Annotated in this window: 27 protein-coding genes, 3 tRNA genes and 3 pseudogenes; 21 read left to right on the top strand and 12 right to left on the bottom strand. The window is 65.3% G+C overall.

The window, feature by feature from the left end:
- The first annotated feature begins 39 nt into the window (after positions 1-39).
- Entirely contained in the window at positions 40-204 is a 165-nt protein-coding gene (locus I6F09_RS05760; RefSeq protein ID WP_167361680.1) for a hypothetical protein, read from the top strand.
- A 43-nt stretch (positions 205-247) separates the two neighbouring features.
- On the opposite strand, the gene I6F09_RS05755 is transcribed toward I6F09_RS05760, so the two are convergent.
- Positions 248-451: a hypothetical protein gene (locus I6F09_RS05755; RefSeq protein WP_192893169.1), complete on the bottom strand. Its 204-nt coding sequence runs from the start codon at positions 449-451 to the stop codon at positions 248-250.
- A gap of 320 nt (positions 452-771) precedes the next feature.
- On the opposite strand from I6F09_RS05755, the gene I6F09_RS05750 reads away from it, so the two are divergent.
- Positions 772-1,491 carry a class I SAM-dependent methyltransferase gene (locus tag I6F09_RS05750; protein ID WP_225187645.1) on the top strand — a complete coding sequence of 240 codons (720 nt, stop codon included), beginning with the start codon at positions 772-774 and terminating at the stop codon, positions 1,489-1,491.
- Here I6F09_RS05750 and I6F09_RS05745 read toward each other — a convergent pair.
- Positions 1,479-1,553 (bottom strand) — tRNA-Thr (locus I6F09_RS05745). The genes I6F09_RS05750 and I6F09_RS05745 overlap by 13 nt on opposite strands.
- A gap of 171 nt (positions 1,554-1,724) precedes the next feature.
- On the bottom strand, positions 1,725-2,219 hold the full coding sequence (locus I6F09_RS05740; RefSeq protein WP_057029593.1) for a hypothetical protein: 495 nt from the start codon (positions 2,217-2,219) through the stop codon (positions 1,725-1,727).
- A gap of 281 nt (positions 2,220-2,500) precedes the next feature.
- On the opposite strand from I6F09_RS05740, the gene I6F09_RS05735 reads away from it, so the two are divergent.
- Together I6F09_RS05735 and I6F09_RS05730 are read left to right on the top strand one after the other, a co-directional pair.
- The gene (locus I6F09_RS05735; RefSeq protein WP_225187644.1) at positions 2,501-2,983 is read left to right on the top strand and encodes a hypothetical protein; all 483 of its coding nucleotides are present in this window, start codon (positions 2,501-2,503) and stop codon (positions 2,981-2,983) included.
- Positions 2,984-3,024: 41 nt separating this feature from the next.
- Positions 3,025-3,537, top strand: a complete 513-nt coding sequence (locus tag I6F09_RS05730) for a hypothetical protein (protein ID WP_036027703.1) — start codon at positions 3,025-3,027, stop codon at positions 3,535-3,537.
- 262 nt (positions 3,538-3,799) lie between these two features.
- Here I6F09_RS05730 and rlmB read toward each other — a convergent pair whose 3' ends face one another.
- On the bottom strand, positions 3,800-4,630 hold the full coding sequence (rlmB, locus tag I6F09_RS05725; RefSeq protein ID WP_036010853.1) for a 23S rRNA (guanosine(2251)-2'-O)-methyltransferase RlmB: 831 nt from the start codon (positions 4,628-4,630) through the stop codon (positions 3,800-3,802).
- 207 nt (positions 4,631-4,837) lie between these two features.
- Between rlmB and I6F09_RS05720 the strand changes: the two genes are divergently transcribed.
- Positions 4,838-4,923: transfer RNA gene (locus tag I6F09_RS05720), tRNA-Tyr, on the top strand.
- 126 nt (positions 4,924-5,049) lie between these two features.
- Here I6F09_RS05720 and I6F09_RS05715 read toward each other — a convergent pair.
- The 3 genes from I6F09_RS05715 to I6F09_RS05705 all read right to left on the bottom strand — a co-directional run bounded on the left by I6F09_RS05715 (position 5,050) and on the right by I6F09_RS05705 (position 9,271).
- Positions 5,050-6,081 (bottom strand): LLM class flavin-dependent oxidoreductase, encoded by a 1,032-nt coding sequence (locus I6F09_RS05715; RefSeq protein WP_225187643.1) that lies wholly within the window; start codon positions 6,079-6,081, stop codon positions 5,050-5,052.
- 95 nt (positions 6,082-6,176) lie between these two features.
- A complete protein-coding gene (locus tag I6F09_RS05710; protein WP_225183301.1) occupies positions 6,177-7,157 on the bottom strand; it encodes an NADPH:quinone oxidoreductase family protein in 981 nt (326 codons plus the stop codon).
- Between the two features lie 56 nt (positions 7,158-7,213).
- On the bottom strand, positions 7,214-9,271 hold the full coding sequence (locus tag I6F09_RS05705) for an ATP-dependent helicase (RefSeq protein WP_225187642.1): 2,058 nt from the start codon (positions 9,269-9,271) through the stop codon (positions 7,214-7,216).
- Between the two features lie 122 nt (positions 9,272-9,393).
- On the opposite strand from I6F09_RS05705, the gene I6F09_RS05700 reads away from it, so the two are divergent.
- Positions 9,394-9,987, top strand: coding sequence for a TMEM175 family protein (locus I6F09_RS05700; RefSeq protein ID WP_036010860.1), 594 nt, complete (start codon positions 9,394-9,396; stop codon positions 9,985-9,987).
- Here I6F09_RS05700 and I6F09_RS05695 read toward each other — a convergent pair.
- On the bottom strand, positions 9,954-10,328 hold the full coding sequence (locus I6F09_RS05695; protein ID WP_036010863.1) for a YciI family protein: 375 nt from the start codon (positions 10,326-10,328) through the stop codon (positions 9,954-9,956). The two genes, I6F09_RS05700 and I6F09_RS05695, sit on opposite strands and share 34 nt — an antisense overlap.
- 211 nt (positions 10,329-10,539) lie before the next feature.
- On the opposite strand from I6F09_RS05695, the gene I6F09_RS05690 reads away from it, so the two are divergent.
- Together I6F09_RS05690 and I6F09_RS05685 are read left to right on the top strand one after the other, a co-directional pair.
- Positions 10,540-10,725: a hypothetical protein gene (locus tag I6F09_RS05690; protein WP_036010865.1), complete on the top strand. Its 186-nt coding sequence runs from the start codon at positions 10,540-10,542 to the stop codon at positions 10,723-10,725.
- Positions 10,726-10,752: 27 nt separating this feature from the next.
- Positions 10,753-11,013: pseudogene (locus I6F09_RS05685) on the top strand (hypothetical protein).
- Between the two features lie 11 nt (positions 11,014-11,024).
- On the opposite strand, the pseudogene I6F09_RS05680 reads toward I6F09_RS05685, so the two are convergent.
- A pseudogene (locus I6F09_RS05680) lies at positions 11,025-11,153 on the bottom strand (ABC transporter substrate-binding protein); the annotation flags it as partial.
- A gap of 453 nt (positions 11,154-11,606) precedes the next feature.
- Here I6F09_RS05680 and I6F09_RS05675 point away from each other — a divergent pair.
- Positions 11,607-13,352 (top strand): annotated as a pseudogene (locus I6F09_RS05675) (ATP-binding protein); the annotation flags it as partial.
- Positions 13,353-13,681: 329 nt separating this feature from the next.
- A tRNA-Gly gene (locus I6F09_RS05670) sits at positions 13,682-13,755 on the top strand.
- Positions 13,756-13,825: 70 nt separating this feature from the next.
- Here I6F09_RS05670 and I6F09_RS05665 read toward each other — a convergent pair.
- Positions 13,826-14,026, bottom strand: coding sequence for a hypothetical protein (locus tag I6F09_RS05665; protein ID WP_225187641.1), 201 nt, complete (start codon positions 14,024-14,026; stop codon positions 13,826-13,828).
- 88 nt (positions 14,027-14,114) lie between these two features.
- The gene (locus tag I6F09_RS05660; protein WP_225187640.1) at positions 14,115-14,978 is read right to left on the bottom strand and encodes a formate/nitrite transporter family protein; all 864 of its coding nucleotides are present in this window, start codon (positions 14,976-14,978) and stop codon (positions 14,115-14,117) included.
- A 164-nt stretch (positions 14,979-15,142) separates the two neighbouring features.
- Here I6F09_RS05660 and I6F09_RS05655 point away from each other — a divergent pair, with 164 nt between their 5' ends.
- The 8 genes from I6F09_RS05655 (at position 15,143) to I6F09_RS05620 (ending at position 21,668) form a co-directional block, all read left to right on the top strand.
- Positions 15,143-15,595, top strand: coding sequence for a DUF2231 domain-containing protein (locus I6F09_RS05655; protein WP_225187639.1), 453 nt, complete (start codon positions 15,143-15,145; stop codon positions 15,593-15,595).
- Positions 15,592-16,926, top strand: a complete 1,335-nt coding sequence (locus tag I6F09_RS05650; RefSeq protein ID WP_225187638.1) for a sorbosone dehydrogenase family protein — start codon at positions 15,592-15,594, stop codon at positions 16,924-16,926. Before I6F09_RS05655 ends, I6F09_RS05650 begins: the two co-directional genes overlap by 4 nt.
- A gap of 61 nt (positions 16,927-16,987) precedes the next feature.
- On the top strand, positions 16,988-17,203 hold the full coding sequence (locus tag I6F09_RS05645; protein WP_036010879.1) for a hypothetical protein: 216 nt from the start codon (positions 16,988-16,990) through the stop codon (positions 17,201-17,203).
- Positions 17,204-17,216: 13 nt separating this feature from the next.
- On the top strand, positions 17,217-17,387 hold the full coding sequence (locus I6F09_RS05640; protein WP_225124870.1) for a hypothetical protein: 171 nt from the start codon (positions 17,217-17,219) through the stop codon (positions 17,385-17,387).
- A 286-nt stretch (positions 17,388-17,673) separates the two neighbouring features.
- Positions 17,674-18,501, top strand: coding sequence for a 3-keto-5-aminohexanoate cleavage protein (locus I6F09_RS05635; RefSeq protein ID WP_036027676.1), 828 nt, complete (start codon positions 17,674-17,676; stop codon positions 18,499-18,501).
- 132 nt (positions 18,502-18,633) lie between these two features.
- The gene (locus I6F09_RS05630; protein ID WP_225132619.1) at positions 18,634-19,836 is read left to right on the top strand and encodes an MFS transporter; all 1,203 of its coding nucleotides are present in this window, start codon (positions 18,634-18,636) and stop codon (positions 19,834-19,836) included.
- A 180-nt stretch (positions 19,837-20,016) separates the two neighbouring features.
- A complete protein-coding gene (locus tag I6F09_RS05625) occupies positions 20,017-21,246 on the top strand; it encodes a CaiB/BaiF CoA-transferase family protein (protein ID WP_225187637.1) in 1,230 nt (409 codons plus the stop codon).
- A gap of 206 nt (positions 21,247-21,452) precedes the next feature.
- A complete protein-coding gene (locus tag I6F09_RS05620) occupies positions 21,453-21,668 on the top strand; it encodes a hypothetical protein (RefSeq protein WP_036010888.1) in 216 nt (71 codons plus the stop codon).
- A gap of 303 nt (positions 21,669-21,971) precedes the next feature.
- On the opposite strand, the gene I6F09_RS05615 is transcribed toward I6F09_RS05620, so the two are convergent.
- Positions 21,972-22,634, bottom strand: coding sequence for a TetR/AcrR family transcriptional regulator (locus I6F09_RS05615; protein WP_036027671.1), 663 nt, complete (start codon positions 22,632-22,634; stop codon positions 21,972-21,974).
- Positions 22,635-22,842: 208 nt separating this feature from the next.
- On the opposite strand from I6F09_RS05615, the gene I6F09_RS05610 reads away from it, so the two are divergent.
- From I6F09_RS05610 to I6F09_RS05600, 3 genes are all read left to right on the top strand, one after another.
- Entirely contained in the window at positions 22,843-24,078 is a 1,236-nt protein-coding gene (locus I6F09_RS05610; RefSeq protein ID WP_225187636.1) for an acyl-CoA dehydrogenase family protein, read from the top strand.
- A 131-nt stretch (positions 24,079-24,209) separates the two neighbouring features.
- Entirely contained in the window at positions 24,210-25,268 is a 1,059-nt protein-coding gene (locus I6F09_RS05605) for a phosphotransferase family protein (protein ID WP_036010960.1), read from the top strand.
- Positions 25,269-25,517: 249 nt separating this feature from the next.
- On the top strand, positions 25,518-26,144 hold the full coding sequence (locus I6F09_RS05600) for a LysE family translocator (RefSeq protein ID WP_057029609.1): 627 nt from the start codon (positions 25,518-25,520) through the stop codon (positions 26,142-26,144).
- The last annotated feature ends 40 nt before the right edge of the window (positions 26,145-26,184 follow it).

Raw genomic sequence — 26,184 nt, 5'->3', positions numbered from 1 at the left:
AGGGTTGCATATTTTTCCCGGTAGCCCGACACTGGGCAGATGGATGCATCGAAAGAAAGACCGAACGAGGCGGAGGGCCTGAGGCTCATCCGCGCGTTCCTGACGCTGCCGCCCGACAAGCGGGCGGAGGTGATCGCGTTTGTCGAGGAATTGGCGCGTGTCCACGGCCGGCCCGAGGAGGGCGCCAAGGCCTCGCCGAGGTGAGCAAGGCCTCGCCGAGGTGAGCAAGGCCTCGCCGAGGTGAGCGCTACCGCTCGCGCGGATTGACGTTGGGCTCGAAGGGCGCGCCGACCACCCGAACCGGGATCTGAGCTGGCGTGCGCGGAGTGGGCTCGATCACGGCCCTATCGGCGACCAGCTTATCGGGCGTCCGTCCCGGCGCCGGCTCGAACAGCGCCAACGTCCCGGCCACGGCGCTACAGCACAGCGTCACCGTCGCCAGCAGAATCATGTTTCGGTTTTCTTCCCGGATCCGCATGCGCTGACAACGGCTGGCGCCGGAGCCGGTTCCGGGCCGGCGATTTTCGATGCGAAAACGGGGGGCTTTAGATCGCGCCTAGTGCGACAGCACAAGGCCGAGCGCAAGCACGAACAGCATGGCCGTCGTGACGACGGCCGTCACCGCGCCGGCGACGATCTTGGCCTTCTCTTTGGGCGTGGTGGAGCGCATCGTCTCGACGAGACGAATAACATGCGTAGGTTCGCTGCCAGGCAATTTCGAACAGTTCGGCCGGATTGTATAGTGTACCCGCGCCGCAAAAGGCTCGCCCAATGACCGCCGATCGTCCCCCCGTGCTTGCGCACGAACGCTTCGTTGCCGACCGTGACAATTTCTCAGGGCTGGATCTCGCCGCACGGTTCGCGCGGATCGAGCGGACCAACCTCTGGGGCGCGGCCACTTCGGTGTCCGGCCTCGGCTCGGAGGATGTCGCCACAGCCGCAATCCAGGAGGCGCTGCCTGCATTGCTGCAACGGCTCGGCGCGCGCTCGCTGCTCGATGCGCCCTGCGGCGATGCAGGTTGGATCGGCCGGCTCAAGCTCGATGTCGATTACACCGGCATCGACATCGTACCGTCGCTGATCGATGCAAACCGCCGGCGTGTCGCAGCCGACGGTTCGTTCGGTCGGTTTCTCGTCGCTGACATCACGCGCGATGCGCTGCCGCACGCCGACGTTATTCTCTGCCGGGATTGCCTGGTGCATCTGAGCTTTGCGAACATCTATCGCGCCCTCGTGCAATTTCGGATGAGCGGCGCGCGCTTCCTGCTCGTCACGACCTTTCCGGAGTGGGACTACAATCACGATTGCGAGGATGGCGACTGGCGCGCGCTCAACATGGAGAAAGCGCCGTTCGGCTGGCCGGCACCGCAGGCACTGATCGACGAGCGTTGCGAGGAGGGCGGTGGCGGCTGGCGCGACAAGAGCCTCGGGCTCTGGCGGCTGGATGAGCTGCCGGAGAATAGCTTCGCGTCAGAAGCTGGTGCCGGCTGAGGGGATTGAACCCCCGACCTTCGGTTTACAAAACCGCTGCTCTACCGCTGAGCTAAGCCGGCGATGCCTCAAGAGGCAGGGCAGAGCTCGGCTCGCGCCGGGCCCCGTCTACCCGTGCGCGCCGCAATACCAGACTTGATCGGAAAGTGCCAGAACCGGGAGGTCGTCGTCGCAGGACGTGAATGGGGCGGCCGCGCGGGCCGCCCGATGTGTCGCGTTCGGCTCAAGCCGGCTTACTGGCAGAGCTGCCGGCGGCCGTCTGCGCCCTTGAAGTACGTGCCGGGCGTACAGACGAAGCCGTTGCGCTGGGCATAGGTGCGCCTGTCCCAGCTACGATTGTCCCAGCCGCGGTCCCACGAATTGTCATAGGCGTAGGAATTGTCCCAACCTCGGAATGGGGCGGTGGCAATCGCGCCGGCGGTGCCGATCGCGGCGCCCGCGACGCCGGCCGCCGTCCCGACAGCGCCCGCCGCAACGTCGGTCGGCCAGAAGCCAGTGGGGCTTCTGTTCCAGTCGTTATTCCAGTCGCGGTTGGTCTGGCGATAGGCCGCGCGGCGGTGGCGGTAGCCGCTCTCGGTGGTGGCCTGTCCCGGTCCGAAGGTCTGGCAATTGGCGTTCGGGAATTGCGCCGAGCAGCGGCCCTGATTGGTGACGACGGTCTGCGCCATGGCAGAGCCTGCCAGCATGGTCGCTGCGATCGCCGTGGCCCCGAGAAGCTTGATGGTCATGGTTGTTCGCTCCCATTTTGTGGACAGGAGCTAAACGCTGACGGCGCAGGACGTTCCGATGCAACCTTGGGATTTTTCGGATGCGAGCCGTCAAACCGATGTGAGCAGTACGCTGTTCCAGCCGCGGGGTTCCGCGCCGTTAACACTTCACTAGCTCGCCGTGCAACATTTGAGCGGCGCGCAATCCTTGCACGTTAGGCTTACCGGAATTTGGTGAGCAGGCCTTAACTCTCTCTGCGTCGCGATCGGTTAGGTTGCGCCCGGATAACCGGGGTCTCCTCATGCGTGCCGTGGCGCTCGCCGCCTTTCTGATCGGACTGCCTGCAACCGCGTTTGCAGCCGGCTTCGAGATCGTCGTTCCCGGCCGTCCCGGCGTGCCTGTAATCATCAACAACATCGATGCGTCCTATGCCGTCGTCGAGGGCACCTGGGGCCTCGGCAAGGGCCAGCAGGTGCAGCCCACGATCTATGGCGGACGCTATATCGCCGAGCGGCAGCCCGACAACGTCGGCCATTATTATCCGACGCTGGGCCTGCGGCCAGGCTACGGCCGGCTCGAGGTCGAGCCGCCGGCGAACCGCAAATTGCCCAAGCCCGCCGAGAGCTACCACCAGAGCTGGGGTGCCTCGTCCGCGCCGCTGCCGGCGCAGATGGATCCGCCTATCGATCCGCCGCCGGTGATCTACGCGCCCGAGATCAACGACCGTCCTCGGCCACCGCGGCCGCGGCCGCGCACAGAGATACCCGGCAGGCCGCCGGGTTGAGAAACGTGAAAACCAAAAACGGAAATCAACAGGAGAGAGTAATGCGTCAGATGATTTCGGGACTGGTCGCGGCAACTGCCGTGATGTTCGCCGCCACCGCGCCGGCCGCGGCCTGCGGCTTCAGCACGTGCGCGCCGGTGGCACCGGTCTATAGCGGCTGCAACACCGGATGCGGCGGATACGGGTATGGCTACGGCTACGGCTACGGCGCCTATGAGCGTCTCGCCGAGCCGACCACGCAGTATTACTACGTCAACCAGGGGCCGACCTATACCGGCCCGGGCGCCTTCGCGCCGTATCCGACCTACCGCGAGGACGCGGTCGTCGCGCCCGCCAATTACGGCTATGGCTATGGCTATCGTGCCGCTGCGGTCGCACCGCCGGCCGCTTATCCCTATCGCCGCCCGTACTTCCGTCCCTATCGCTACGGCTACGGCCCGCGCTACGGCTATCTGCCGCGCGTGCACTACGGCCATGCTCACCGTTACGGCTACGCCCACCGCCATGCACCGCGCTATTATGGCGGTCACCGCGTGCTGCGCCGCTATTACTGATCTCTGATCGGTTGAGATTTGCGAAGCGCCCGTTCGCGTGATGCGGACGGGCGTTTTGCTTTCTCTTCAAAACAACCCCATGCACAGTAGCCGGGAACAGTGAAATCAAGGACTTGAAGCGCAATGTGCCCGAGATGAGCGAGCATCGCTCATTAGCTCATTGTTCGAACCCCAAATTTCGGAAAAACAGAGACTTCGATTGATCCGTCGGGCAAAACAGGCGTAGTCTAGCATCGTCCGGATATGCGCGGCGCCTAAAGCGCTAGCGCTTCATCAGCCCCAGCCGGCTCGCGCCGACATAGAGCGAGAGTACGGCCGCATTCGAGACGTTGAGGCTCTTGATCTCGCCGGGCATGTCGAGCCGCGCCACGACGCTGCAGGTCTCGCGCGTCAATTGCCGCAAGCCTTTGCCTTCGGCGCCGAGCACCAGCGCGAGCGGCTCGCGCAGTGTGACGTTCGAGAGGTCCTCGGTACCTTCGCTGTCGAGACCGACGGTCTGGAAGCCGCGCTCGTTCAACGCCGTTAAGGCGCGGGCGAGATTTTGCACCGTGACGACAGGCACAAGCTCCAGCGCGCCGGAGGCGGCCTTGGCGAGCACGCCCGTCGCCTCGGGGCTGTGACGCGCGGTGGTCACGATCGCCTTCACCGCGAAGGCCGCTGCAGAGCGCAGAATGGCGCCGACATTGTGCGGATCGGTGATCTGGTCGAGCACCAGCACCATGCCTTCCTGCTTGAGCGTCTCGATGTCCGGCGAGGGCAGGGGATCGGCCTCGGCGAGCAGGCCCTGATGCACGGCGTCGGGCGAGAGCAGGCGGTCGATCTCCTGGGGACGGACGATCTCGGGCGCGATGCGGGTCGCGATGTTTTCGTCCGCCAGCCGCCGCGCGGCGTTCTCGGTTAACGTCAGCTTGCGGATCCGCCGCTGCGGGTTGGCGAGGGCCATGGTGACGGTGTGCCAGCCATAGAGAATGACGGGCCCGTCGGGGTGCGAATCGCGTTCGCGCCAAGCCGGCCGGCCGGTCGATTTCCCTGGTTTGTTGAAGGGCTTAGCCCCCCTGCGGGGGCCCCTCGGGGCGAATTTTTTGTCCTTCATGGGCTCGCTTGTGTCACGGGGACCCCAATATGGCAATTTGAGTGGCTTCGAGGGCGATTTTAGCTGCTTGCCTCGGTTGACTTTGCCCCACCGCTTCGCCCATAAACGCGCCCGGTCGCGCCCCGATACGGGTTGCCGCGGCCTTCACGTTCCATGGCCGTCTTCGGTCCGCCGGCAAGGTCCGGCCCGATTGTGCTGCCGTCGAGCGGGGGAGTGTCCCGAGTGGCAAAGGGAGCTGACTGTAAATCAGCCGCCTCATGGCTTCGCAGGTTCGAGTCCTGCCTCCCCCACCAGCCTTCGCTCGCTTCGCGAGCTACGGCTAGGCAAGCCAGCATAAGTGCTCGTGGCGCGAAGTGAGCGAAGGCTGTCGCGCCGTAGCCCGCAGGGCGTAGGCGGACTGGGACTGTTTCTCAAGCCCGCTACCCCATCATCTCCCGCACCATCGGCACCACCTTCCGCCCGTAAAGCTCGATGCTCCGCATCAGCTTCTCGTGCGGCAAGGGCCCCGCCGAATACTTCAACTGAAACCGCGAAATGCCGAGCGCCTTCGCGGTCTTCGCGATCTTGCGCGCCACCGTTTCCGGCGCGCCGACATAGAGCGACCCGTGCTCGGCCTCATGGACGAACTCGTCGCGTCCCATCGGGGGCCAGCCGCGCTCCTTGCCGATGCGGTCGCGCATCGCCTTGTAGTCGGGCCAGAGCTCCTCGCGCGCCTGCGCGTCGGTCTCGGCGACGTAGCCCGGCGAATGCACGCCGATCGGCTGGGCCGGGCGACCGAACTCCCTGAAGGCCCGATGATAGAGCTCGACATAGGGCGCAAAGCGCGCTGGATCGCCGCCGATGATCGCCAGCATCAAGGGCAGATCGTAATGCGCGGCGCGCACCACCGATTGCGGACTGCCGCCGACGCCGATCCAGGTTTTCAGCTTGCCGTTCTCGACCGGCGGATAGACCAGCTGATCTTTCAGCGGCGGACGCAGCTTGCCTTGCCAGGTGACCGGCTGCTGCGACAAGAGCGCGGCGAACAGATCGAGCTTCTCCTCGAACAGCTCCTCATATTTGCGCAGGTCGAAGCCGAACAGCGGGAAGGATTCGGTGAACGAGCCGCGGCCGAGGATAACCTCGGCGCGTCCGTTCGAGACCGCATCCAGCGTGGCAAAGCGCTGGAACACGCGGATGGGATCGTCCGAAGACAGCACCGTCACGGCCGAGCCGAGATGGATGCGCCTGGTGCGCGATGCGATCGCCGCGAGCACGGTCTCCGGCGAGGAGATCGCGAAATCGGCGCGGTGATGCTCGCCGAGACCGATGAAATCGAGACCGAGCTCGTCCGCCAGCACCGCTTCGTCGACCACGTTGCGGATCACCTGCGCATGCGGAATCATGTCGCCGGACGCATCTCTTGTGACGTCGCCAAAGGTATCCAGTCCGAATTCGAGCGGTGCGGTCATCGATCAAGTCTCTGTGGGAGGATCGGCCACATCTAAGGGACCGCAGCCCGGTCACAAGCGCACGTGCGGAAATGCTCGGTTTCCGTTTGTGGATCTTATCGCCCGATGCGCACCACCATCTTGCCGAGCGCAGCGCGCGTCTGCATCGTCTTGAATGCCGCGCGGAAATCCTCGAAGGCGAAGACTTGGCCGACCACGGGCTTCAACTGGCCATCGGCAAGCCAGTCCGTCAATTGTGACATCAGGCGCTTCTGCACATCGGGCTCGCGCGTTGGAATCTGCGCAAGATCGACGCCGAGCAGAGCGCCGCCTTTCAGCAGCGGTAGATTGAACGGCAGCGCGGGGATGGTGCCGGCGGCAAAGCCGACCACGAGATGACGGCCGCGCCAGGCGATGGAGCGAAAGGCCTGCACCGAGATCTCGCCGCCAACGGGGTCGAAGATCACGTCGGCGCCGTGTCCTGCCGTCAAGTCCTTGAGCGTGTCACGCCAGCCGGCCTGCGTATAATCGATCACTGCATCGGCGCCATGCGCCTGCGCGAACTCGCGCTTGTCCGGCGTCGACGCCGCTGCGATCACGCGGGCGCCGAGCAGCTTTCCGATCTGGACGGCCGCAATCCCAGTGCCGCCGGCGGCACCCAGCACGAGAAGCTGCTCGCCTGCGGCCAGCGAAGCGCGCGCGCCCAGCGCATAAAGGGCCGTCAGGTAATTGGCGCGAAACGAGGCGGCGACCTCGGCTGCGACGCCATCCGGCAGGGGATGGACCGCTTCAGGCCTAACGACGATCTCTTCGGCCAGTGCGCCCGATCGCGTCATGCCCATCACGCGCATGCCGGGCTGGTAGCCGCCCGGTGCGCCGGGCGCGTCCGTCACCACACCCGCGAATTCCGTGCCGGGAATGAAGGGGAGGGGGTCCTTGGTCTGGTAGCGTCCCTCGATCTTCAGACCGTCGACGAAGCCAATCCCGGCAGCTTCCACCCGGATGCGCAGCTGTCCCGCCTCCATGGACGGAGGCGGTACGTCCTTCAGCTCGATCTGATCGATGGGGGCGTATTGCTCGACGACAACGGCTTTCATGTCGGACCTCTGTTGTTCCAGTTATCCTGACAGGTCTGGACACTAGCCTCTTGTGTCTACCGCCACATCCCCCGCATCCGCGCCCCGATGTCGATCTTCGGCCCCTGCGCCGCGCTGCGCGCGGCACCGCTTGCGGCCTTCGGCCAGGCGGTGCGCTCGAACAGGTAGACCAATTGCTCCGGGATGAAGCGGGTGCGCGAGGCGTAGACGTGGCGGTCGCCCCTGGCGGCTTGGCCGTGCACGAAGAAGCGCTGCGGCACGACGAGGTGGAGATCGTCCTTGGCGCGGGTCATCGCGACATAAAGCAGGCGGCGCTCCTCCTCGAGCTCGGCGCTGGTGCCGGCGCCGAGATCGGACGGCATGCAGCCGTCGACGACGTTGAGCACGAACACCGATTTCCACTCCTGGCCCTTGGCGGAGTGGATGGTGGAGAGGATCAGGTAATCCTCGTCGCGCAGGGGTGGCCCTGATTTGTCGCTGGTCGCATCCGGCGGATCGAGCGTGAGCTCGGTCAGGAATTTCTCGCGAGAGGCATAGCCGCTCGCGATCTGCTCGAGCTGCATCAGATCGGCGCGGCGCGTCTCGGCATCCTCGTGCATGCGATCGAGATGCGGCTCGTACCAGAGCCGCACCCGTTCGAGGTCGACGGGCCATTCCGAATAGCGCAGGTTTTCGACCGTGCGGACGAAACAGGTCCAGTCCTCGCCGGTGCGCGCCGGCCCCGGCAGCCGGCCGAGCGCGGCAAGCGGGTCGGTGCTCTCCGCCATCTGGTCCAGCACGCGCTGTGCGGTCGCAGGCCCGATACCCGGCAGCAGGTGCAGGATGCGAAAGCCGGCGACGCGGTCGCGCGGATTCTCGGCGAAGCGCAACACGGCCAGCACGTCCTTGACATGCGCGGCATCCAGGAATTTCAGGCCGCCGAACTTGACGAAGGGGATGTTGCGGCGGGTCAGCTCGATCTCCAGCGGACCCGAATGCGAGGACGTCCGGAACAGCACCGCCTGGTGCTTGAGCAGCGCGCCTTGCTCGCGGTTCGCCAGCACCGCCTCGACGATGTAGCGCGCCTGGTCGGCCTCGTCGTGCACGGTGACGAGCTGCGGCTTCTGACCTGAGGTGCGGTCGGTCCAGAGGTTCTTGGTGAAGCGCTCGCGGGCGAGGCCGATCACGCCGTTCGCCGCCGACAGCACCGCCTGCGTCGAGCGGTAATTGCGGTCGAGCGTGATCATCTCCGCGCGCGGCGAGAAGCTCTGCGGAAAGTCCAGGATGTTGCGCACGGTGGCGGCGCGAAACGAATAGATCGACTGCGCGTCGTCGCCGACCACGGTGAGGCCGCGGCCGTCGGGCTTGAGCGCCAAGAGGATCGAGGATTGCAGACGGTTGGTGTCCTGATATTCGTCGACCAGCACGTGGTCGAAGCGGCCGCCGATCTCCTGAGCGATCAGCGCATCGCCCATCATCTGCGACCAATACAGCAGCAGATCGTCGTAATCGAGCACGTGCTGGGCCTGCTTGGCCTCGACATAGGCGGCGAACAGACCCTTCAGCTCGGCGGCCCAGCCCGCGCACCAGGGAAAATGCTGGGCGAGCACCTTCTCGATCTCCATCTCGGCATTGACGCAGCGGGAATAGATCGACAGGCAGGTGCCCTTGGCCGGAAAGCGGCTCTCGGTCTTCGACAGGCCGCGCTCGTGCCGGACCAGGTTCATCAGGTCGGCAGAATCCTCGCGGTCATGGATGGTGAAGGCGGGATCGACCCCGATCCGCTCGGCATATTCGCGCAACAGCCGCGCGCCGATGCCGTGGAAGGTGCCGGCCCAGGTCAGCGCATCGCGCATGATTGCGGCGTTGTTCTCGCCCAGCACCTTGCGCGCGATGCGCTCGACCCGGCCGGCCATCTCCGCCGCCGCGCGTCGGGAGAACGTCATCAGCAGGATGCGGCGGGGATCGGCGCCTGCGACGATCAGATGCGCGACGCGGTGGGCGAGCGTGTTGGTCTTGCCGGAGCCGGCACCGGCGATGACGAGCAGGGGGCCGCCCACGATTGCGCCGTCGGCCACGCCATGCTCGACGGCGCGGCGCTGCTCCGCATTGAGCGTGTCCAGATATGTCGCCACGAATCGCCCCGGTGAAAGGATGAGACTCGGCGATCCCGGGGCGAATCGCAATGCGGCTGGACGGAACTGGAATTAGGATTTAGGGGGATGACGGCCCTTTGGTTCCAGCACCCCATGGCGAGATGACCGAGCTCAAGCCCGAACAATTCGAGATGCGGCGGCTGGAGTCGCTCAGCAACACCATTTTCGGCGTCGCCATGACGCTGCTGGCCTACGACCTGCCGAAGGCGGCAGTGTTCAGTGGCGCACCCGACTGGAACGATCTCGCGCGGGTGTATTCCGGCAAGCTTGCCGGCTTCGCGCTCAGCTTCATCATCGCCGGGGTGTTCTGGATCAGCCATCACCGCCGGCTGGCACGTCAGCCCGTCGGCAGCCGTGGCATGGTGGTCCTCAACCTTTTCTTCCTGCTCTCGATCGTGCTGCTGCCGGTCACCAACGGGCTCTACACCAACTACGCCATGAGCAGCGCGGTGGCGGTGCTCTACGGCCTGCACCTGACCACGATCGGCGGCCTCAATGCCTTGCTGTGGTGGACCATCCTGCGCGGCTGGGGCCGCGAGATCATGGCTTCGCTGTTTCCGGTCGCCGTGTTCATCCCGGGCACCATCGTTGCGGCGTTTGCGCCGCATATCGCGCCCTACATCTGGTGTTTTGCCTTTGGCGGCCTCCTGATCCAGCGCTTCTATGTCGCGCCGAACCCATCGGCCGGCACGTAAAGCTTGACCGGGCGGATCTCGTACACCGCCGTCGGATTGACCGCGCGCAGCTTCCGCGCCGCTTCGATCGCCTCCTCCTCGGTGGCGCATTGCATCAAGTGGAAGCCGAGAAGCTGCTCCTTGGTCTCGGCAAACGGCCCGTCCAGCACCATTCCCGCGCCGGGGCCGCGCAAGGTCCGGGCCTTGCGGGTCTCATCCAGCCGGGCCGCCGGACCAAACTGCCCGCTGGCCCGCAGCGGCGCCTGAACCTCGATGACCTTGGCGACGACCGCGGCGTCCTGCTCCGCCGTCCAGGACAGGACCTCGTCTTCCACGTGATAGGCCAGGATGGCGTACAGCATCGTCACCTCGTTGTTTTCTGCTTTTGTTTCTGCGCAAGTCCTGAGGACGTGGCACGGCGGCCCGTGCCGACACTTCCGAAGCAAAATATTGCGTGGCCCGCAAGCGGCGAAACCGTTCTGAAACCCGATTGCGCCCTCGCCCATGTGAACGCCGCCGGAACTGGTCGCGACTGATGGACCATAAACAACAAGTTCTTTGCTGGAGGCGGCAATGTCGGGTCATACCATCAAGATCATCTGCGACGCGCGGCGGGCAGGGCAGTCGGAGCCGGCCGATCTGCACGACCAGGCCGGCCATCACCGCTATTACGGCAGCTCGGCTGAGAACGGCGGTGAGCGGATCGTCGAGAGCCGGCGCGGCAAACTGCGGCGCGCGTTCAACTTCTTCGGCTTCTGAAGCCTTGCGGCGAGGCGGGCGTTCGAGATGGACGTTCCGCAGATATCGATCGCGGCGATGCCGTTCCTGCTCGCGCTGATGATCCGGACCTCCAAGGCCATCGTCCCGTGCCTTCTGACGAGAGGTTATGTTTGAGCATGATCTTTTCGGAAAACCGCTACACACTTTCCGGATCATGCTCTGGTCACGGTGCTGCTCGGCGAGGAGCCGAACCGCGCGGTCGTGGCCTGGTGCGTCGGCATGCTGATCGCCGCCGTCGCGCTGCGCGAGCGGCTTCGCGCTGGCTGACGCAGCATTCGTCATTGCCCGCTCAAGACCGGCTTGACCAGGGCCTCGCGCAGCGAGGCCAGCTTGCCGCTCGCCTGCATCTGGGCGATGACCTTGCCGACCTCAGGCACCAGATCGCGATGACGTTCATGCAGGTAGTGGTTGCAGGCGATGCGCGCCAGCCGGATCGTGTCCTGCGCCAACGCAGGGTCAGTGGCGAGCAGCGACAGGCAGGCGACGGCTAGCCGCCAAAGTTGGCGCCTGCACACCCGGTCGCAACGATCATTGCGCGCTCGTCCCGCGAGCCATACCGGACTTTCACCGATGACATTTTAGCACGAGCAGTGATAATTTGCCCAGCAGTGCCGCTGCGGGGGCGGAAGACGTGACTTGCCGACTTCGAGCTCGCGGGCCGACGGGACGTCGCTTGCATCGGGTGACGAGACGGGCGCGTCTCAGCCCATGGATTGCTCGAGACTGCAACCGCTCGACCGCAGCAGCGAGCCGCCATTTCGGGAACATGGTGCATGGCCAACGCAGCTGACGAGGACGCCAAGCGCAGCCACGCCATCGCGCCGACGGCGGCGAAGCCTGGTCTGACCGACATCGAGACGCTTGCGGCCATCGCCGAGTACGTCAGCAAATACAGCCTGACCCGGCCCCCACCGCCGTTACGCCTGGAGCGCCGGCCGCCCTCCGATGCCGACGAGCTGGACAAGGTGATCGAGGCTTTCAACGCGATGTGCGCGAACCTCCAGCAGGCCTATGGCGAGCTGCGCGAGGCCAATGCCAATCTCGAGCGCGATTTGACCATCCGCCGGCGCGCCGAAGCGGAGGCGCGGGCGAGCGAAGAGCGTTTCCGCGACTATGCCGAAACTGCGTCCGACTGGTTCTGGGAAACCGGGCCGGACCACCGTTTCACCTATCTCTCTGACCGGGTGATTGCCTTCGGAATGGATCCCAAAGTGCGGATCGGCACGCGTCGCATCGATACTGCGCTCGATCGGGATACCGAGGCCGAGAAATGGCGCGCGCATCTGGCGACGCTGGACCGTCACGAGCCGTTCCGCAAATTCGAGTATCGCGGACGCGACACGCGCGGGCGGATGCATCATTTCAGCGTCAACGGCAAGCCGGTTTTCGACGACGATGGACGCTTCCTCGGCTACCGCGGCTCCGCGACCGACCTCACCGCGCAGCACGAGATCGAGGAGCGGCTGCGTCAGTCCCAGAAGATGGACGCGATCGGCCAGCTCACCGGCGGCGTGGCGCACGATTTCAACAACGTGCTCACGGTTATCACCGGTACGATCGAGATCATCCAGGAGGGGCTTGCGGACAAGCCCGAGCTGGCCGCGATCGCGCAATTGATCGATGATGCGGCCGCGCGCGGAGCGGAGATCACCTCGCAACTCCTGACCTTCGCGCGCCGCCAGCCGCTGGAGCCGCGCGAGATCGACGTTAACGCACTCGTGGTCGAGACCGCGAAGCTGCTGAGGCCGATGCTCGGCGAGCAAATCGAGATCGAGACGCGGCTCGCCGACGAGGCCTGGTCCGCGATGGTGGATCCGTCGCAGCTGTCCTCCGCGATCGTCAACCTCGCCGTCAATGCGCGCGACGCGATGCCGGGCGGCGGCAAGCTCACCCTCGAAACCGCGAACCGCGAGCTCGACGGCACGGGGACCGCTGGTGAGGGCGTGCGCGGCGCCTTCGTGATGGTTGCAGTCGGCGACACCGGTCACGGCATTCCGGCCGATATCCGCGAGCGTGTTTTCGAGCCGTTCTTCACCACCAAGGGGGTCGGCCGCGGCACCGGTCTGGGGCTGAGCATGGTCTACGGCTTTGCCCGCCAGAGCGGCGGCACTGTTGCGATCGAAAGCGAGGAGGGGCGCGGCACCGTGATGCGGCTGTTCCTGCCGCGGGCAAAGGGCGAGGCGGTGGCCAGGACGGCGCCGGTTCAAGCGCCCGCCACGGCGCGCGGGCGGGAGACGATACTCGTGGTGGAGGACGATCCGCTGGTCCAGGGCTATGTCATCGCGCAACTCGGCGGCCTCGGCTACCGCACGCTCGCTGCGAGCGACGGCGCGTCCGCGCTGACGCTGGTCGACCAAGGTGCCCGATTCGATCTGCTGTTCACGGACATCATCATGCCCGGCGGCATGAACGGGCATGAATTGGCCGAAGCCGTCAGGCTCCGCCGGCCGGGCGTGAGGGTGCTCTACACCTCCGGCTATACCGACAACACCATCGTCCACGACGGACATCTCGATCCCGGCGTGGCGCTGCTGTTCAAGCCATACCGCAAGGCGGAGCTGTCGCAGAAGATTCGCGAGGTGCTTGCCGGCGAGCCGCCCGCCTGAGCCGCGGCGACAGACGAAAAAGGCGCGGCGGGGAAGCCCCGTCGCGCCCGATTTCTTGCTCGCTGGTCCAGGGCTGAGAGCGCCCCGATGCCAAGCCCTACTCGAAGCTTAGCGGGCGATCCCAGCGAGGTGACAGCGCTTGAGATAAGACACTGGATCACCTCCTTTCGTTGGTTTCGGAAGTCTTCAATATAGGCGGCGATCCCGCCGCTGTTAAGGGGCGGCGGGTCCGCAGGAACCCGGGTGGTTCGCAAGGCCGCCGAAGACGCCGGAAAGCGACCTCCTGGGCAGTTGAGACCGCAGCCCGGCCGTGTTAGGGAGCCCCCAACGCGGGTGTAGCTCAATGGTAGAGCAGCAGCCTTCCAAGCTGAATACGAGGGTTCGATTCCCTTCACCCGCTCCAGAACCTGTTGGACGCGATATCCCAGCAGGGCATTTCCTAGATAGCCGCCCGTGGCTTGACGGCCGATCAGCTATTCCTCGTCCCGTCGCTCGCGTTCCTTCCGTGCGCGATCGACCGCGCCGCCTTGAGGCTGTCCGCTGACCTTCACGCCGGGGAGATGATCGACCTTGTTCTTGTCGGCCTCGTGGCCGCGCTGAAGTTCGCGATCAATGATGTCGCGTGATCCTTCGGCCGGTTCCTTGTCGAATGGGCTCTTGCTCTCGATGCTCATGAATGATCCTGCTTGACCGCGTTGATTGCTAGGGCAAACCCAGCTCTGCGCTATCGTTCCTGTCCAAAGCAGCCGCTTCGTGCAGGCTCTATCCCCTGTGGTTATCGATTTCGGCGGCGACCTGTCCGTAGTTCAGCAGCGCAACCAGGGTCGTTCCGCCGATAATATTGCCGAGTAGCGTGGGTATGAAGAAGTCGGAGGCATATTGGCTGAACGAGGCCAGGCCGCTCTGCACCAGAAAGGCGCACTCGATCGAACCCGCGACGATGTGCAAGAACTGGCCGAGTCCGACCACATAGGTCATCACTACGATGATGTGTGCGCGCGAGCCTTTGGCAGCCGGAAGAAGCCAGGCCATCGAGGCGATCAGCCAGCCGGCGAAGATGGCCCTGACGAAGGTGCTCGAGAACGTCCCCTCGATCGTCGGCCGGCTGAGATCGATGAAGGCGTCCACGATGCGAGGTTCGAAGATGCTGGTGCGAGCGAGCACGGAGGCGGCCGCCCAGGTCCCTGCGATATTCGAGGCGAGAACCAGGATCCAGAGTTTGAGCACGCTTGCCAAGGTGCCGAGATCCCTGTTGTGCAACAGCGGCAGGATCGGTGTCAGCGTGTTCTCGGTGAAGAGCTGTTGTCGTCCCAGCACGACGACCAGGAAGCCGACGGTGTAGCCGAGCGGAGCAACCAGGCGGCGGGTCGCCTCATCCGAGATCAGCGCATGCAACTCGCCCTGAACGATCAGCGACAGGCTTATCGAAAGGCCGGCGGCAAAACCGGACAGCACGATGGCCCACCATCGCCGCTCCAGCTCCTGCTCGCCTTCGGCGCGGATCGTCTCATGGATCAGCGCGGCGCTTGGCCTGCTCTGGGATTCGATCTGCCTGGTCTGGCGCCGCGACACGCCGTCGAGCTTGGATGCTGGGTTGAATGAGGCGCCGTCGCCAGACTGATCCACGCTGCGGTCTCCGAAAGGCTGATCCAGTCAAGACTTCCGGATGTCCCATTCAGTTCCCCTTGCGCGGTGCAGCCTCGCTCCAGGCGCGGTGCAGCACGCGGAGGAACCTTCGTCATGAGCAGGAGTTCGCCGTGGGGGCAAGGGTGAAAGTCACGAGGCCAACCGTGCAAGACGACGTGCGCGTGCGTTCCACCGCGCAGATCGCGGGTCATCCGATTCATCCGATGCTGGTGCCGATCCCGATCACGTGTTTCGTCGGGGCGCTGCTGACCGACATCGCCTATGTCGCCAGTGCCGAGATCATGTGGGCGAATTTTTCGGCCTGGCTGCTGCTCGCCGGAATCGTCTTCGGCGTGCTGGCGGCGATCGCGGGCCTGATCGACTTCCTCGGCAATCGGCTGGTGCGGGCCCAGGCGCCGGCCTGGCCGCATCTGATCGGCAATGTCGTGGTGCTGATCCTTTCGATGGTCAATCTGATGATCCACATGCGGGATGGCTGGACTTCGGTGTGGCCGAGCGGGCTCGCCTTGTCCGCGCTCACAGTGCTGATCCTGCCGATCACGGGGTGGCTCGGCTGGGCTCTTGTCTATCGCCACGGCGTGGGAGTTGCACGATGATATCTGCGATGATCCGCGCGCTGTTGTGCGCGTCGCTGCTGGGGCTGGCCGGCTGCAATGACGGCAGCGGCGATCCCAACGCGCAGGTCGGCGCCAATCCGGCACTTCCCGAAATCCAGCAATATCTGCTGCCGCCGGTCCACATTGCCCGCATCGTCGGCTGGAGGAAGGACGAGACGCCGACGGTCGCGCAGGGCCTGCAGGCCAAGGCCTTCGCCACCGGCCTGCAGCACCCGCGCTCGCTCTACGTTCTCCCCAATGGCGACGTGCTGGTGGTGGAATCCAAGGCGCCGAAAGGCGCTCCGATCAAGCGGCCCAAGGAACTCGTGATGGGCGTCATCCAGTCCTGGGCGACCTCCGGCGGCGACAGCGGCGCGAGCAACCGCATCACGCTGCTGCGCGACAGCAACGGGGATGGCGTGCCGGAGACGCAAAGCGTCTTCCTCGACCATCTCAACTCGCCGTTCGGCGTCGCGCTGGTCGGCAACGATCTCTATGTCGCCAACACCGACGCCATCGTCAGATATCCCTACACCGAAGGGGACACGAAGATCACCGCGCCGGGCACGGTGCTGACGCCGCTGCCGGGCGGTCCGATCAACCATCACTGGACCAAGAGCCTGGTCGCCAGTCCCGACGGCTCGAAGCTTTACGCCGGCGTCGGCTCTAACAGCAACGCTGCCGAGAGGGGCATGGAGGCCGAGCACAATCGCGCCGCCATCCTCGAGGTCGATCGCGCCAGCGGCCGCTGGCGCGTGTTCGCAAGCGGCCTGCGCAATCCCAACGGCCTCAGCTTCGAGCCGCAGACCGGTGCACTCTGGGCGGTGGTCAACGAGCGCGACGAGCTCGGTCCTGATCTCGTGCCCGATTACATGACCTCGGTGAAGGACGGCGGCTTCTACGGCTGGCCCTACAGCTATTTCGGCCAGCACGTCGATCCCCGCGTCAAGCCGGAGCGGCCGGATCTCGTCGCCAGGGCGATCGTGCCTGACTACGCGCTGAGCTCGCATGTCGCCCCGCTCGGGCTCGCCTTCAACACCGGCACCAGCCTGCCGGCCGCCTATCGCGGCGGCGCCTTCGTTGGCGAGCACGGCAGTTGGAACAGGCAGGTGCTGAGCGGCTACAAGGTCGTGTTCGTGCCGTTCACGGACGGCAGACCGAGCGGCCCGCCGCAGGACGTCGTCACCGGGTTCCTTAACAGCGACAATAAGGCGCGCGGCCGCCCCGTTGGTGTTGCCATCGACAAGACCGGCGCGCTTCTGGTTGCGGACGACAGCGGCAACACGGTCTGGCGAGTGAGCGCGACCCATCCGCAGCTGACGCAACGTTAAGCGCGCAGGCGCGTTGTCGTGCAGACCTTTTTTCTGAAATCTAGAGCCAGGAGTTTGGACAATGGGCCTTGCGCAATATGCCATCGTGCCGGTGCGGGACGAATGGGGCGTGCTGCATGACGGCGACGTCAAGAACACCTACGCCACCAAGGAAGCCGCGTTCGAGTCCGCAGTCGCCGCCGCATCCCTCGCGCTGCGTGAGGGACATGAAGTTCAGGTCAGCGTGCCCGGCCGCGAGGCGGGAGGCAACGCGCTCGGCGTCCGGGACAACGCTTGAGAAGGAAGACGCGATGACCAAGCCCCGTGAGCCCAACGGCGTCGAGCCAACCCGCTCCGAGGACGACATCCAGCGCGACCAGCTCGGCCCGCGCGGCGTGCCGGGCGCGCCCGATCCGGCCAAGATGACGCCGCAGCGCGAGAAGAAGACGCCGAAGCACGTGGATCCCGGCCACACCGCGTGAGGGGCTCCGCTGCGGCCAACCGGCCAGACGATCAATCGCCCGCGGCGGGCGGCACTCCTCCGTCATTTCCGTAGCGGCCTTTGAATCGAGGTAGTCGCCTCGAGGTCATCGCGCGCGCCGCCGCCAGCCGCACGGCTACAGCAGGCCGGGCGACCGCACTTCCGACCTGATTCGGACGAAAAGGCCCTGTCGCTGCGATCGACGAATGTTGCGGCGACAGGGTTTCACTTGTAGCAAGACTGGCCGAACGTTATGCGCGCGAGCGCAAAGATCATGAGGTCGCTGGATGAACCCCGCTGTCATTGCCGTCGCCATCACCGGCTCCGTTCCGCGCAAGAAGGACAATCCGGCGGTGCCGATCCTGCCCTCGGAGCAGATCGAATCGACGCACCAGGCCTTCGAGGCGGGCGCCACGCTTGCGCATATCCACGTCCGCAACGACGACGAGACGCCGTCCTCCGATCCCGAGCGTTTTGCCCAGGTGCAGGAGGGGATCAAAAAGCATTGTCCTGATATGATCGTCCAGTTCTCGACCGGCGGGCGTGGCCGTGATCCCTCGGCCCGCGGATCGGCGCTCTACCTCAAGCCCGACATGGCCTCGCTCTCCACGGGATCGGTGAACTTTCCGACCATCGTCTACGAGAACAGCGCCGCGCTGGTCGAGACGCTCGCCACTAGCATGAAGACGAACGGCATCCGGCCGGAAATCGAGATCTTCGATCTGTCGCATCTGCATGGCGCCCGCCGCCTGATCGATGCGGGCCTCATCGACGCGCGTCCGCACGTGCAGTTCGTCATGGGCGTCAAGAACGCGATGCCGGCGGACGAGCATGTGCTCGACATTCTCCTGGGCGAGCTCAGGCGGCTGATCCCGAAGGCAACCTGGACCGCAGCCGGAATCGGCCGCCATCAGGCCGAGGTCATGGGGTGGGCGCTCGCCCGAGGGGCGGACGCGGTCCGCACCGGGCTCGAGGACAATATCCGCATCGACAAGACGCGCCTTGCTGCCAGCAACGCCGAGCTCGTGACCTTGGCCTGCGAGGCGGTCGCGCGCCACGGCCGGCGCGTTGCGACCGCGACTGAGGCGCGATCGCTGCTCGCCATGGCAGGGTAGGGCGACTTCCTCGTCCTCACATGCTGCCGGCTGCCGCCTGCCATTCGGCGGCCGGCGTTCCCGCGCGCCGTTTCTCCGAGTAGACAGGTGCTACAGGCGCAATCTGCGCCTGCCGGGCAGGCGACGTTTGGAATGCAGTTCTTGAAATATGACGGCAGGCTCATCGGGGTCCTGCTGATGCTCGCCACCACGCAGCTGGTCGGATGGGGCACGATCGGGCTTCCCGCCATCGTCGGGCGCGATCTCGCCGCCGATCTCGGCATGAGCCTGCCGGCGGTGTTCGCCGGCACGTCCGTTCTCTACGTCTCGATGGGGCTGTGCGGTCCGTTGCTCGCCAAGTCGTTTGCGCGGCATGGCGCGCGTACGGTAATGATGGTCGGCACGATCGTCACGGCGCCAGGCTTCGTGCTGCTGTCGCTGGCGCGCGAGCCGATGCTCTATTTCGCCGCGTGGATCGTCCTCGGCATCTCCGGCAGCGCCACGCTGTCGACCGGCGCCTATATCATGCTGAACGAGATCGCGGGGCGGCAGGCCAAGAACGCGATCGGCGCGCTGATGCTGGTGACGGGCCTGTCCAGCAGCATCTTCTGGCCGACGACCTCGTTCCTGAGCGGTCACCTCGGCTGGCGGGGGACGTGCCTGGTCTACGCCGCGATGATGCTCCTCGTCAGCCTCCCGCTCTATGCGTTCGGCGCGCCGCGCCGAAAGATCGCACAGGACGAGGGCACCGCGCCGGCGAAGCGGTCGCCGCCGCCCGCGATTGCACGGAGCACGTTCGGCCTCGTCGTCGCCGCGATCACGCTGAACGCCTTCGTCAATTTCGGCGTCAGTGCGATCCTGATCGAGCTGTTGCGGGCGGAGGGGCTGGCGCCGGCTCAGGCGCTGGTATTCGGCTCGATGCTGGGCGTGATCCAGGTCAGCGCCCGCGGGCTGGATTTTCTCGGCGGCGGACGATGGGACGGCATCACGACCGGGCTCGTCGCGGGCAGCGCATTGCCGGTAGCCATGCTGCTGCTGATGTCGAGCGAGGGCGCCACGTGGGCGGTCGCGGTCTTCATCCTGCTCTATGGCGCCGGCAGCGGCGCAATGGCGGTGGCGCGGGCGACCATCCCGCTGGTGTTCTATGACCAGGCCGAGTTCGCCAAGGCGATGTCGATGATCTCGCTGCCGCTCAACCTCGCCTCCGCGATCTCACCGCCGCTGCTCGCGGGCCTGCTGACGGAGTTCGGCAGCCGTGCTGCGCTCGGTCTCACGCTGGTGTTCTCCTGCGCGACGGTGCTGATCCTCGTTCTGCTCGCTCGCCGCCGGCCGCGACAGCCGGCGGTCGTGACCTGAGCCGATCACGCAATATTCGCGGCGCGGAAAGTTTGCGGACGGCGATCACCTTCGGCCCGGCAGGAGATAGCCGTATGCCGCCAGTGCAGTGCTCAGCGTGCGAAAATGGTGGTATCGGCAGGGAGCGCAGCCTCGCGATCCCGCCGCCGCGCCAAGGTTAGTTCCCCGGAGGAAATCGACATGTCGGCCCTGCCGCTCTCAGGCATCAAGATCCTTGACCTCACCCGCGTGCTGGCCGGGCCGCTGTCGGCCCAGATGCTGGGCGATCTCGGCGCGGAGGTGATCAAGATCGAGCGGCCGGGCACCGGCGACGACGCGCGCGCTTTCGGTCCGCCTTACCTCGCCGACCCGGAGGGCAAGGCCAACAACAACAATTCGTTCTACCTCTGTGCCAACCGCAACAAGAAGTCGGTCACCGTCAACATCGCCAAGCCCGAAGGGCAGGCGATCGTCCGCGAGCTTGCCAAGGACGCCGACGTCTTCATGGAGAACTACAAGGTCGGCGATCTCAAGCGCTACGGTCTCGACTACGAGACCATCAAGGCGATCAATCCCCGCATCATCTATTGCTCGGTGACCGGCTTCGGCCAGACCGGCCCCTATGCGCCGCGCGCCGGCTACGACGCCATCCTGCAGGCGATGGGCGGCCTGATGAGCGTCACCGGCCATATCGACGGCGAGCCGGGCGAGGGCCCGATGAAGGTCGGCCCGTCGATCGTCGACTACATGACCGGCATGAACGCCTCGATCGGCATTCTCTCGGCGCTCTACCATCGCGACGCCAGGGGCGGGCAGGGACAGCACATCGACGTCTGCCTATTCGATACGGTGATCGCATCGCTGTCGCACTGGCTGCAAATCTATCTCGTCAACGGCAAGATCCCGCCGCGCCGCGGCACCTGGGGCAATGGCGGCATGCCGGCCGGCGTGTTCCGCTGCACCGACGGCGAGCTGATGGTCGTGGTCGGCAATGACGGCCAGTTTCAGCGCACCTGCGCCGTGCTCGGCGCGCCCGAGCTCGCAAGCGATCCGCGCTTCGTCAAGAACAACGACCGCGTCGTGCACGGCAAGGAGATCATGGCGATCTTCGCCGGCCTGTTCCTGAAGCAAAAGGTAGCCTACTGGCTGGAGAAGCTGGAGGAGGCGGGGGTGCCCTCAGGGCCGATCAACAATTTCGAGCAGGTGTTCTCCGACCCGCACGTCCAGTCGCGCGGCATGCGCGTGAAGGTCAACCATCCCTTCGAGCCCGATCTGTCGCTGGTCCGCAACGCGCTGACGCTCTCGGAGACACCGATCAAGGACTACCGCGCCCCGCCGCTTCTGGGCGAGCACACCCAGGAGGTCCTCGGCGGCAAGCTCGGCTATGATGCCGGCAAGATCGAGCAGCTGAAGCAGCAGGGGATTATCTGACGCTCTGTTCCGCGCCTGGGGCCAAGAGGCCGGGATTCATGCGCAGCGCGACTATATTGTGACAGCCGTGGACGCGCGCGCCATGCCGGGGCTTGCGTGAAGCTTGCCCGCAATCCCCAAGTAATCCCGGTCCGTAGTCGCACAGGCTTCCGCTTTGCCTCCGACTCTGATTCGATCTCTCCACTTGAGTTCGGGGAGGGAAGTGAATGTCCTACACGATCGGGTTCCAGGCCAAGGACCAGAAAGCCATTCTGGCGACCGAGGCGGCCACCGCCAATCAGGCCGTCGCCATCATTGCCGCGCTGCGGCAGAGCGCCGACGAGATCAAGTTCATCCGCTCGCCGCAGGAAGGCGAAATGGGCATCGAGATGCTGCTGCTGCTCGCCAAGGAAGAGGCCGAGGAGATGCCGCAGCGGGCGTAGTCCCGCCCACCAATCATTCTTCGACCAGATCGACTGCATCGCCTGTTGTGAGGTGAATGGCGCTGACTTCACCTCTCCCCGCTTGCGGGGAGAGGTCGGATCGCCTCGGCGATGCGAAAGCATCGTCCGGTGCGATCCGGGTGAGGGGGTACAGGTCTCCCCGAAGACCGCACGTGTGGAGAGAGGCCCCTCACCCCAACCCCTCTCAGCGCGAGCAAAGCTCGTCGCGGCCCCGTAAGAACGGGGCGAGGGAGCGCACCGCGAATGCAGCTTCCAGCTCCGTACCGTCAACGCCCATCCGCGCTAACGCGCCGCCACCTTTGAAGAGACCTTCGGCTCCATCCGTCCCGCCGTCAGCGCCATCGTCGCCACGCTGACGACGCGCGTGACCACATCCTCGACGTCGTCGAGGTCGCATTTGCCCTCCGAAAGCTTGGTCAGCCGCTCGCTCTCACGGATGGTGTGATGCGCCATGGCGAGCGCGAAGTTGAGGCCCCAATAGATATCGACGTCACTGCGGTCGGGCAGGGACCGCCGCATCGCGCCGACGAATTTGCGCAAATGGTCGATCTCGCGGTTTTTGATGCGCCGGATCGGCGGCACGGATTCGATCGAGGCGCGGATCATGAAGCGCGCCGCGGTCGAGCGTTGGTTCTCCGGCCCCAGGCAGCCGCGCAAGGTCGGCCCGACCAACGCGCGCAGGATGACCTCGATCGGCGCGCGGCCGCCGCCTTGCTCCTCCGCCGCCTTCAACTCGTGCAGGCGCTCGCGGTTGGTGGCGATCGAGCGTGTGACGAATAGTTCCGCGATCAGCTCGTCCTTTGAGCCGAAATGATAGTTCACCGCGGCGAGGTTGACGCCCGCCTCCGCGACGATGTCGCGCAGCGTCACGTCGCCGAAGCCGCGATCGGCATAGAGCCGCTCGGCGGCGGCGAGAATGGCAGACCTCGTATGATCGCTGGCCATGGATGCCCTCGGGGAGGGGAGTTGCAATTCAAACAGTTGTATGAAACTATCGTTTGAAGGTCGGGAAGAGTCAATCCGCAATCGGGACTCGTTCGCAACTGCAGCCGGGTTTCGACAGGTCCGCAAGGACGCGCATTCGCGCTTGCGGGCCGCGCAAAGCGGGAGGACAGTCCGGCGCAAAAGGACCAGTGAGAGAGAGGAGCGTCGCATGGACTTCGATATGTCGCCCAAGCAAAAGGAATGGCTCGACCGCGTGCGGTCCTTCATGGCCAAGCACGTGCGCCCGGCGGTGCCGATCTACGATCAGCAGGACAAGAGCGGCGACCGCTGGAAGGTGATCCCTGTTCTCGAGGACCTCAAGAAGAAGGCGAAGGCCGAAGGCCTCTGGAACATGTTCATGCCGCCGTCCGAGCATGAGGACGATGAATTCCGCGGCGCGGGACTGACCAATCTCGAATACGCGCTTTTGTCGGAAGAAATGGGCCGCATCACCTGGGCCTCGGAAGTGTTCAATTGTTCCGCGCCCGACACCGGCAACATGGAAGTGTTCATCCGCTACGGCACCAAGGAGCAGAAGCGGAAATGGCTGCGGGCGCTGATGGACGGTGAGATCCGCTCCGCCTTCCTGATGACGGAGCCGGCGGTGGCCTCGTCCGACGCCACCAACATCGAGACCCGCATCGAGCGCGACGGCGACCATTACGTCATCAACGGCCGCAAATGGTGGTCGTCCGGCGTCGGCGATCCCCGCTGCAAGATCGCGATCCTGATGGGCAAGACCGATTTCAAGGCGGCCAAGCACCAGCAGCAGTCGCAGATCCTGGTTCCGCTCGACACGCCCGGCATCAAGGTCGAGAAGATGCTGCCGGTGTTCGGCTTCGACGACGCCCCGCACGGCCATGCCCAGGTGCTGCTCGAGAACGTGCGCGTGCCGAAGGAGAACATCCTGCTCGGCGAAGGCCGCGGCTTCGAGATCGCGCAGGGCCGCCTCGGCCCGGGCCGTATCCATCACTGCATGCGAACCATCGGCAAGGCCGAGGAGGCGCTGGAGAAGATGGTGAAGCGGCTCGCCTCGCGCACCGCGTTCGGCAAGAAAATCGTCGAGCACAGCGTGTGGGAGCAGCGCATCGGCGAGGCGCGCACCAACATCGAGATGACGCGACTTCTGTGTCTCAAGGCCGCCGACATGATGGACAAGGTCGGCAACAAGACCGCGCAGGCCGAGATCGCCATGATCAAGGTCGCCGCGCCCAACATGGCGCTGAAGATCATCGACGAGGCGATCCAGGCCTTCGGTGGCGCCGGCGTCTCGGACGAAGCCGGCCTTGCCAAGGACTATGCGCACATCCGCACGCTCCGCCTCGCCGACGGCCCGGACGAGGTGCACAACCGCGCCATTGCCAGGCTCGAACTTCGGAAGTATGCAAACTCTCCCAATCACTAAGCGGGGGAGCCCTGCGGCGCTCCCGACTTGAAGAAACGACGGGACATGATCCAATTGCGGTAACCGCTTGACGCAAGTGCGTTAGCGGTTACCGATTAGGATCATGTTCGGACTGAAGAGGGAGCGTGACCGTGGCTGACGGCGTCAGGAAAGACGAGGAGTTTTCGGGCACCAAGCCGGTCGAGGAGCGGCATCGCTTCGACGAGATGCGGCTCGAGGCCTGGATGCGCGAGCACGTCGAAGGCTTCGAAGGCCCGCTTGTGGTGCTGCAGTTCAAGGGCGGGCAGTCCAACCCGACCTATCGCCTCAACACACCGAACCGCTCCTACGTGATGCGCCGCAAGCCGTTCGGCAAGCTGCTGCCCTCGGCGCATGCAGTCGACCGCGAATACCGCGTCATCGCGGCGCTTGGCAAGCAGGGCTTTCCGGTCGCGCGCGCCTATGCGCTGTGCCAGGACGACGGCGTCATCGGCGCGGCCTTCTACATCATGTCGATGGAGGAGGGGCGCGTGTTCTGGGATCCGACGCTGCCGAGCCAGGAGCCGGAAGCGCGGCGCAAGATCTTCACCAGCAAGATCGAGACGCTGGCCAAGCTGCATATGTTCGACCCTGTTACCATCGGGCTCGGCGACTTCGGCAAGCCTGGCAACTACTTTGCCCGCCAGATCGATCGCTGGACCAAGCAATATCGGGCCTCCGAGACCCAGCACATTCCCGAATTCGAGAAGGTCGCCGAATGGCTGCCGAAAACGGTGCCCGAGCAGGCGCGCGTCTCCATCGTCCATGGCGACTATCGCCTCGACAACATGATTTTCCACGCGACGGAACCGCGCGTGCAGGCGGTGCTGGACTGGGAGCTGTCGACGCTCGGCGATCCCATGGCCGATTTCACCTATCTCTTGATGCAATGGATCATGCCGGGCCTCGACGGTGCCGACCTCAAGGCGCTCAATATCCCGAGCCTCGAAGAGGCCGCGCAGATCTATTGCAACGTCACAGAGATGACGGTGCCCGATCTCAACTGGTACTTCGCCTACAATTTGTTCCGTCTCGCCGGCATCACCCAGGGCATCGCCGGCCGCGTCCGCGACGGCACTGCCGCCAACGCCAAGGCGCTCGAATCCGCCAAGCGCACCGTGCCGCTGTCGAAGGCTTCCTGGGAATACGCGCAGAAGGCGGGGGCGGTGTAGGAAGAACAAAGGCGCGGCTGATGGCCGCGCCCTTTTTTGTTTTGGTAAGGCGCTGCTCCACACGCGCCGTCATTGCGAGCGCAGCGAAGCAATCCAGATTCTTTCCGCGGTGGCCCCCTGGATTGCTTCGCTGCGCTCGCAATGACGAGGAGGCGGAATCCAAGACTCGCAATTCACACCGCGCAAGTGCCTTTCGCAGCGACCGAGTCCTTGTATCCCTTTGCCCAATCCGCCCCGGGAGACCCGCGCATGATCGACCACACTACCCTCATCACCTACGTCCTCATCGTGCTCGGTTTCGTCTTCATCCCGGGACCAGCGACGCTGCTCACGATGGCGCGGGCGGCAAGCTCGGGAACGAAGGTCGGCATCGCCACGGGTGCGGGAATCGCCGCTGGAGACCTGGTACATACGGGGATGGCGATTGTCGGACTCTCGGCGATCATCGCGACCTCGGCGCTGCTGTTCAGCATCGTCAAATATGCCGGCGCTGGCTTCCTGATCTATCTCGGCATTCGGGCCATGCTGGACAAGGCGCCGATCGCGCTGAACGGCGGTGCCCCTCCGATCGGCGCGGGCCGTGCCTTTCGCGAGGCCGTGCTGACCGAGGTGCTCAATCCCAAGACCGCACTGTTCTTCCTGGCGTTCCTGCCGCAATTCGTGAAGCCGGAGCACGGCGCGCCTGCACTTCAGCTTGCCATTCTCGGTGTTGTCTTCGTGCTGCTCGGTCTCGTCAGCACTGTCGTGTTCGCCGTCGGCGCCGGTCGTCTCGGCAACCTACTGCGCCGCCATCCGGCGGTGGTGAAGTGGCAGGGCAAAGTGGTCGGGACCATCTACTGCGCTGTCGGCGTGCGGCTGGCCCTGCAGGAGCGGTGAGCCCGCAGCGGATGAGTACAGCGATATCCGGGCAGGAGGT

The organism is Bradyrhizobium sp. IC3195, from assembly GCF_020193585.1.
GTDB classification, from domain to species: domain Bacteria; phylum Pseudomonadota; class Alphaproteobacteria; order Rhizobiales; family Xanthobacteraceae; genus Bradyrhizobium; species Bradyrhizobium yuanmingense.
This window is presented reverse-complemented; position numbering and strand designations above follow the sequence as displayed.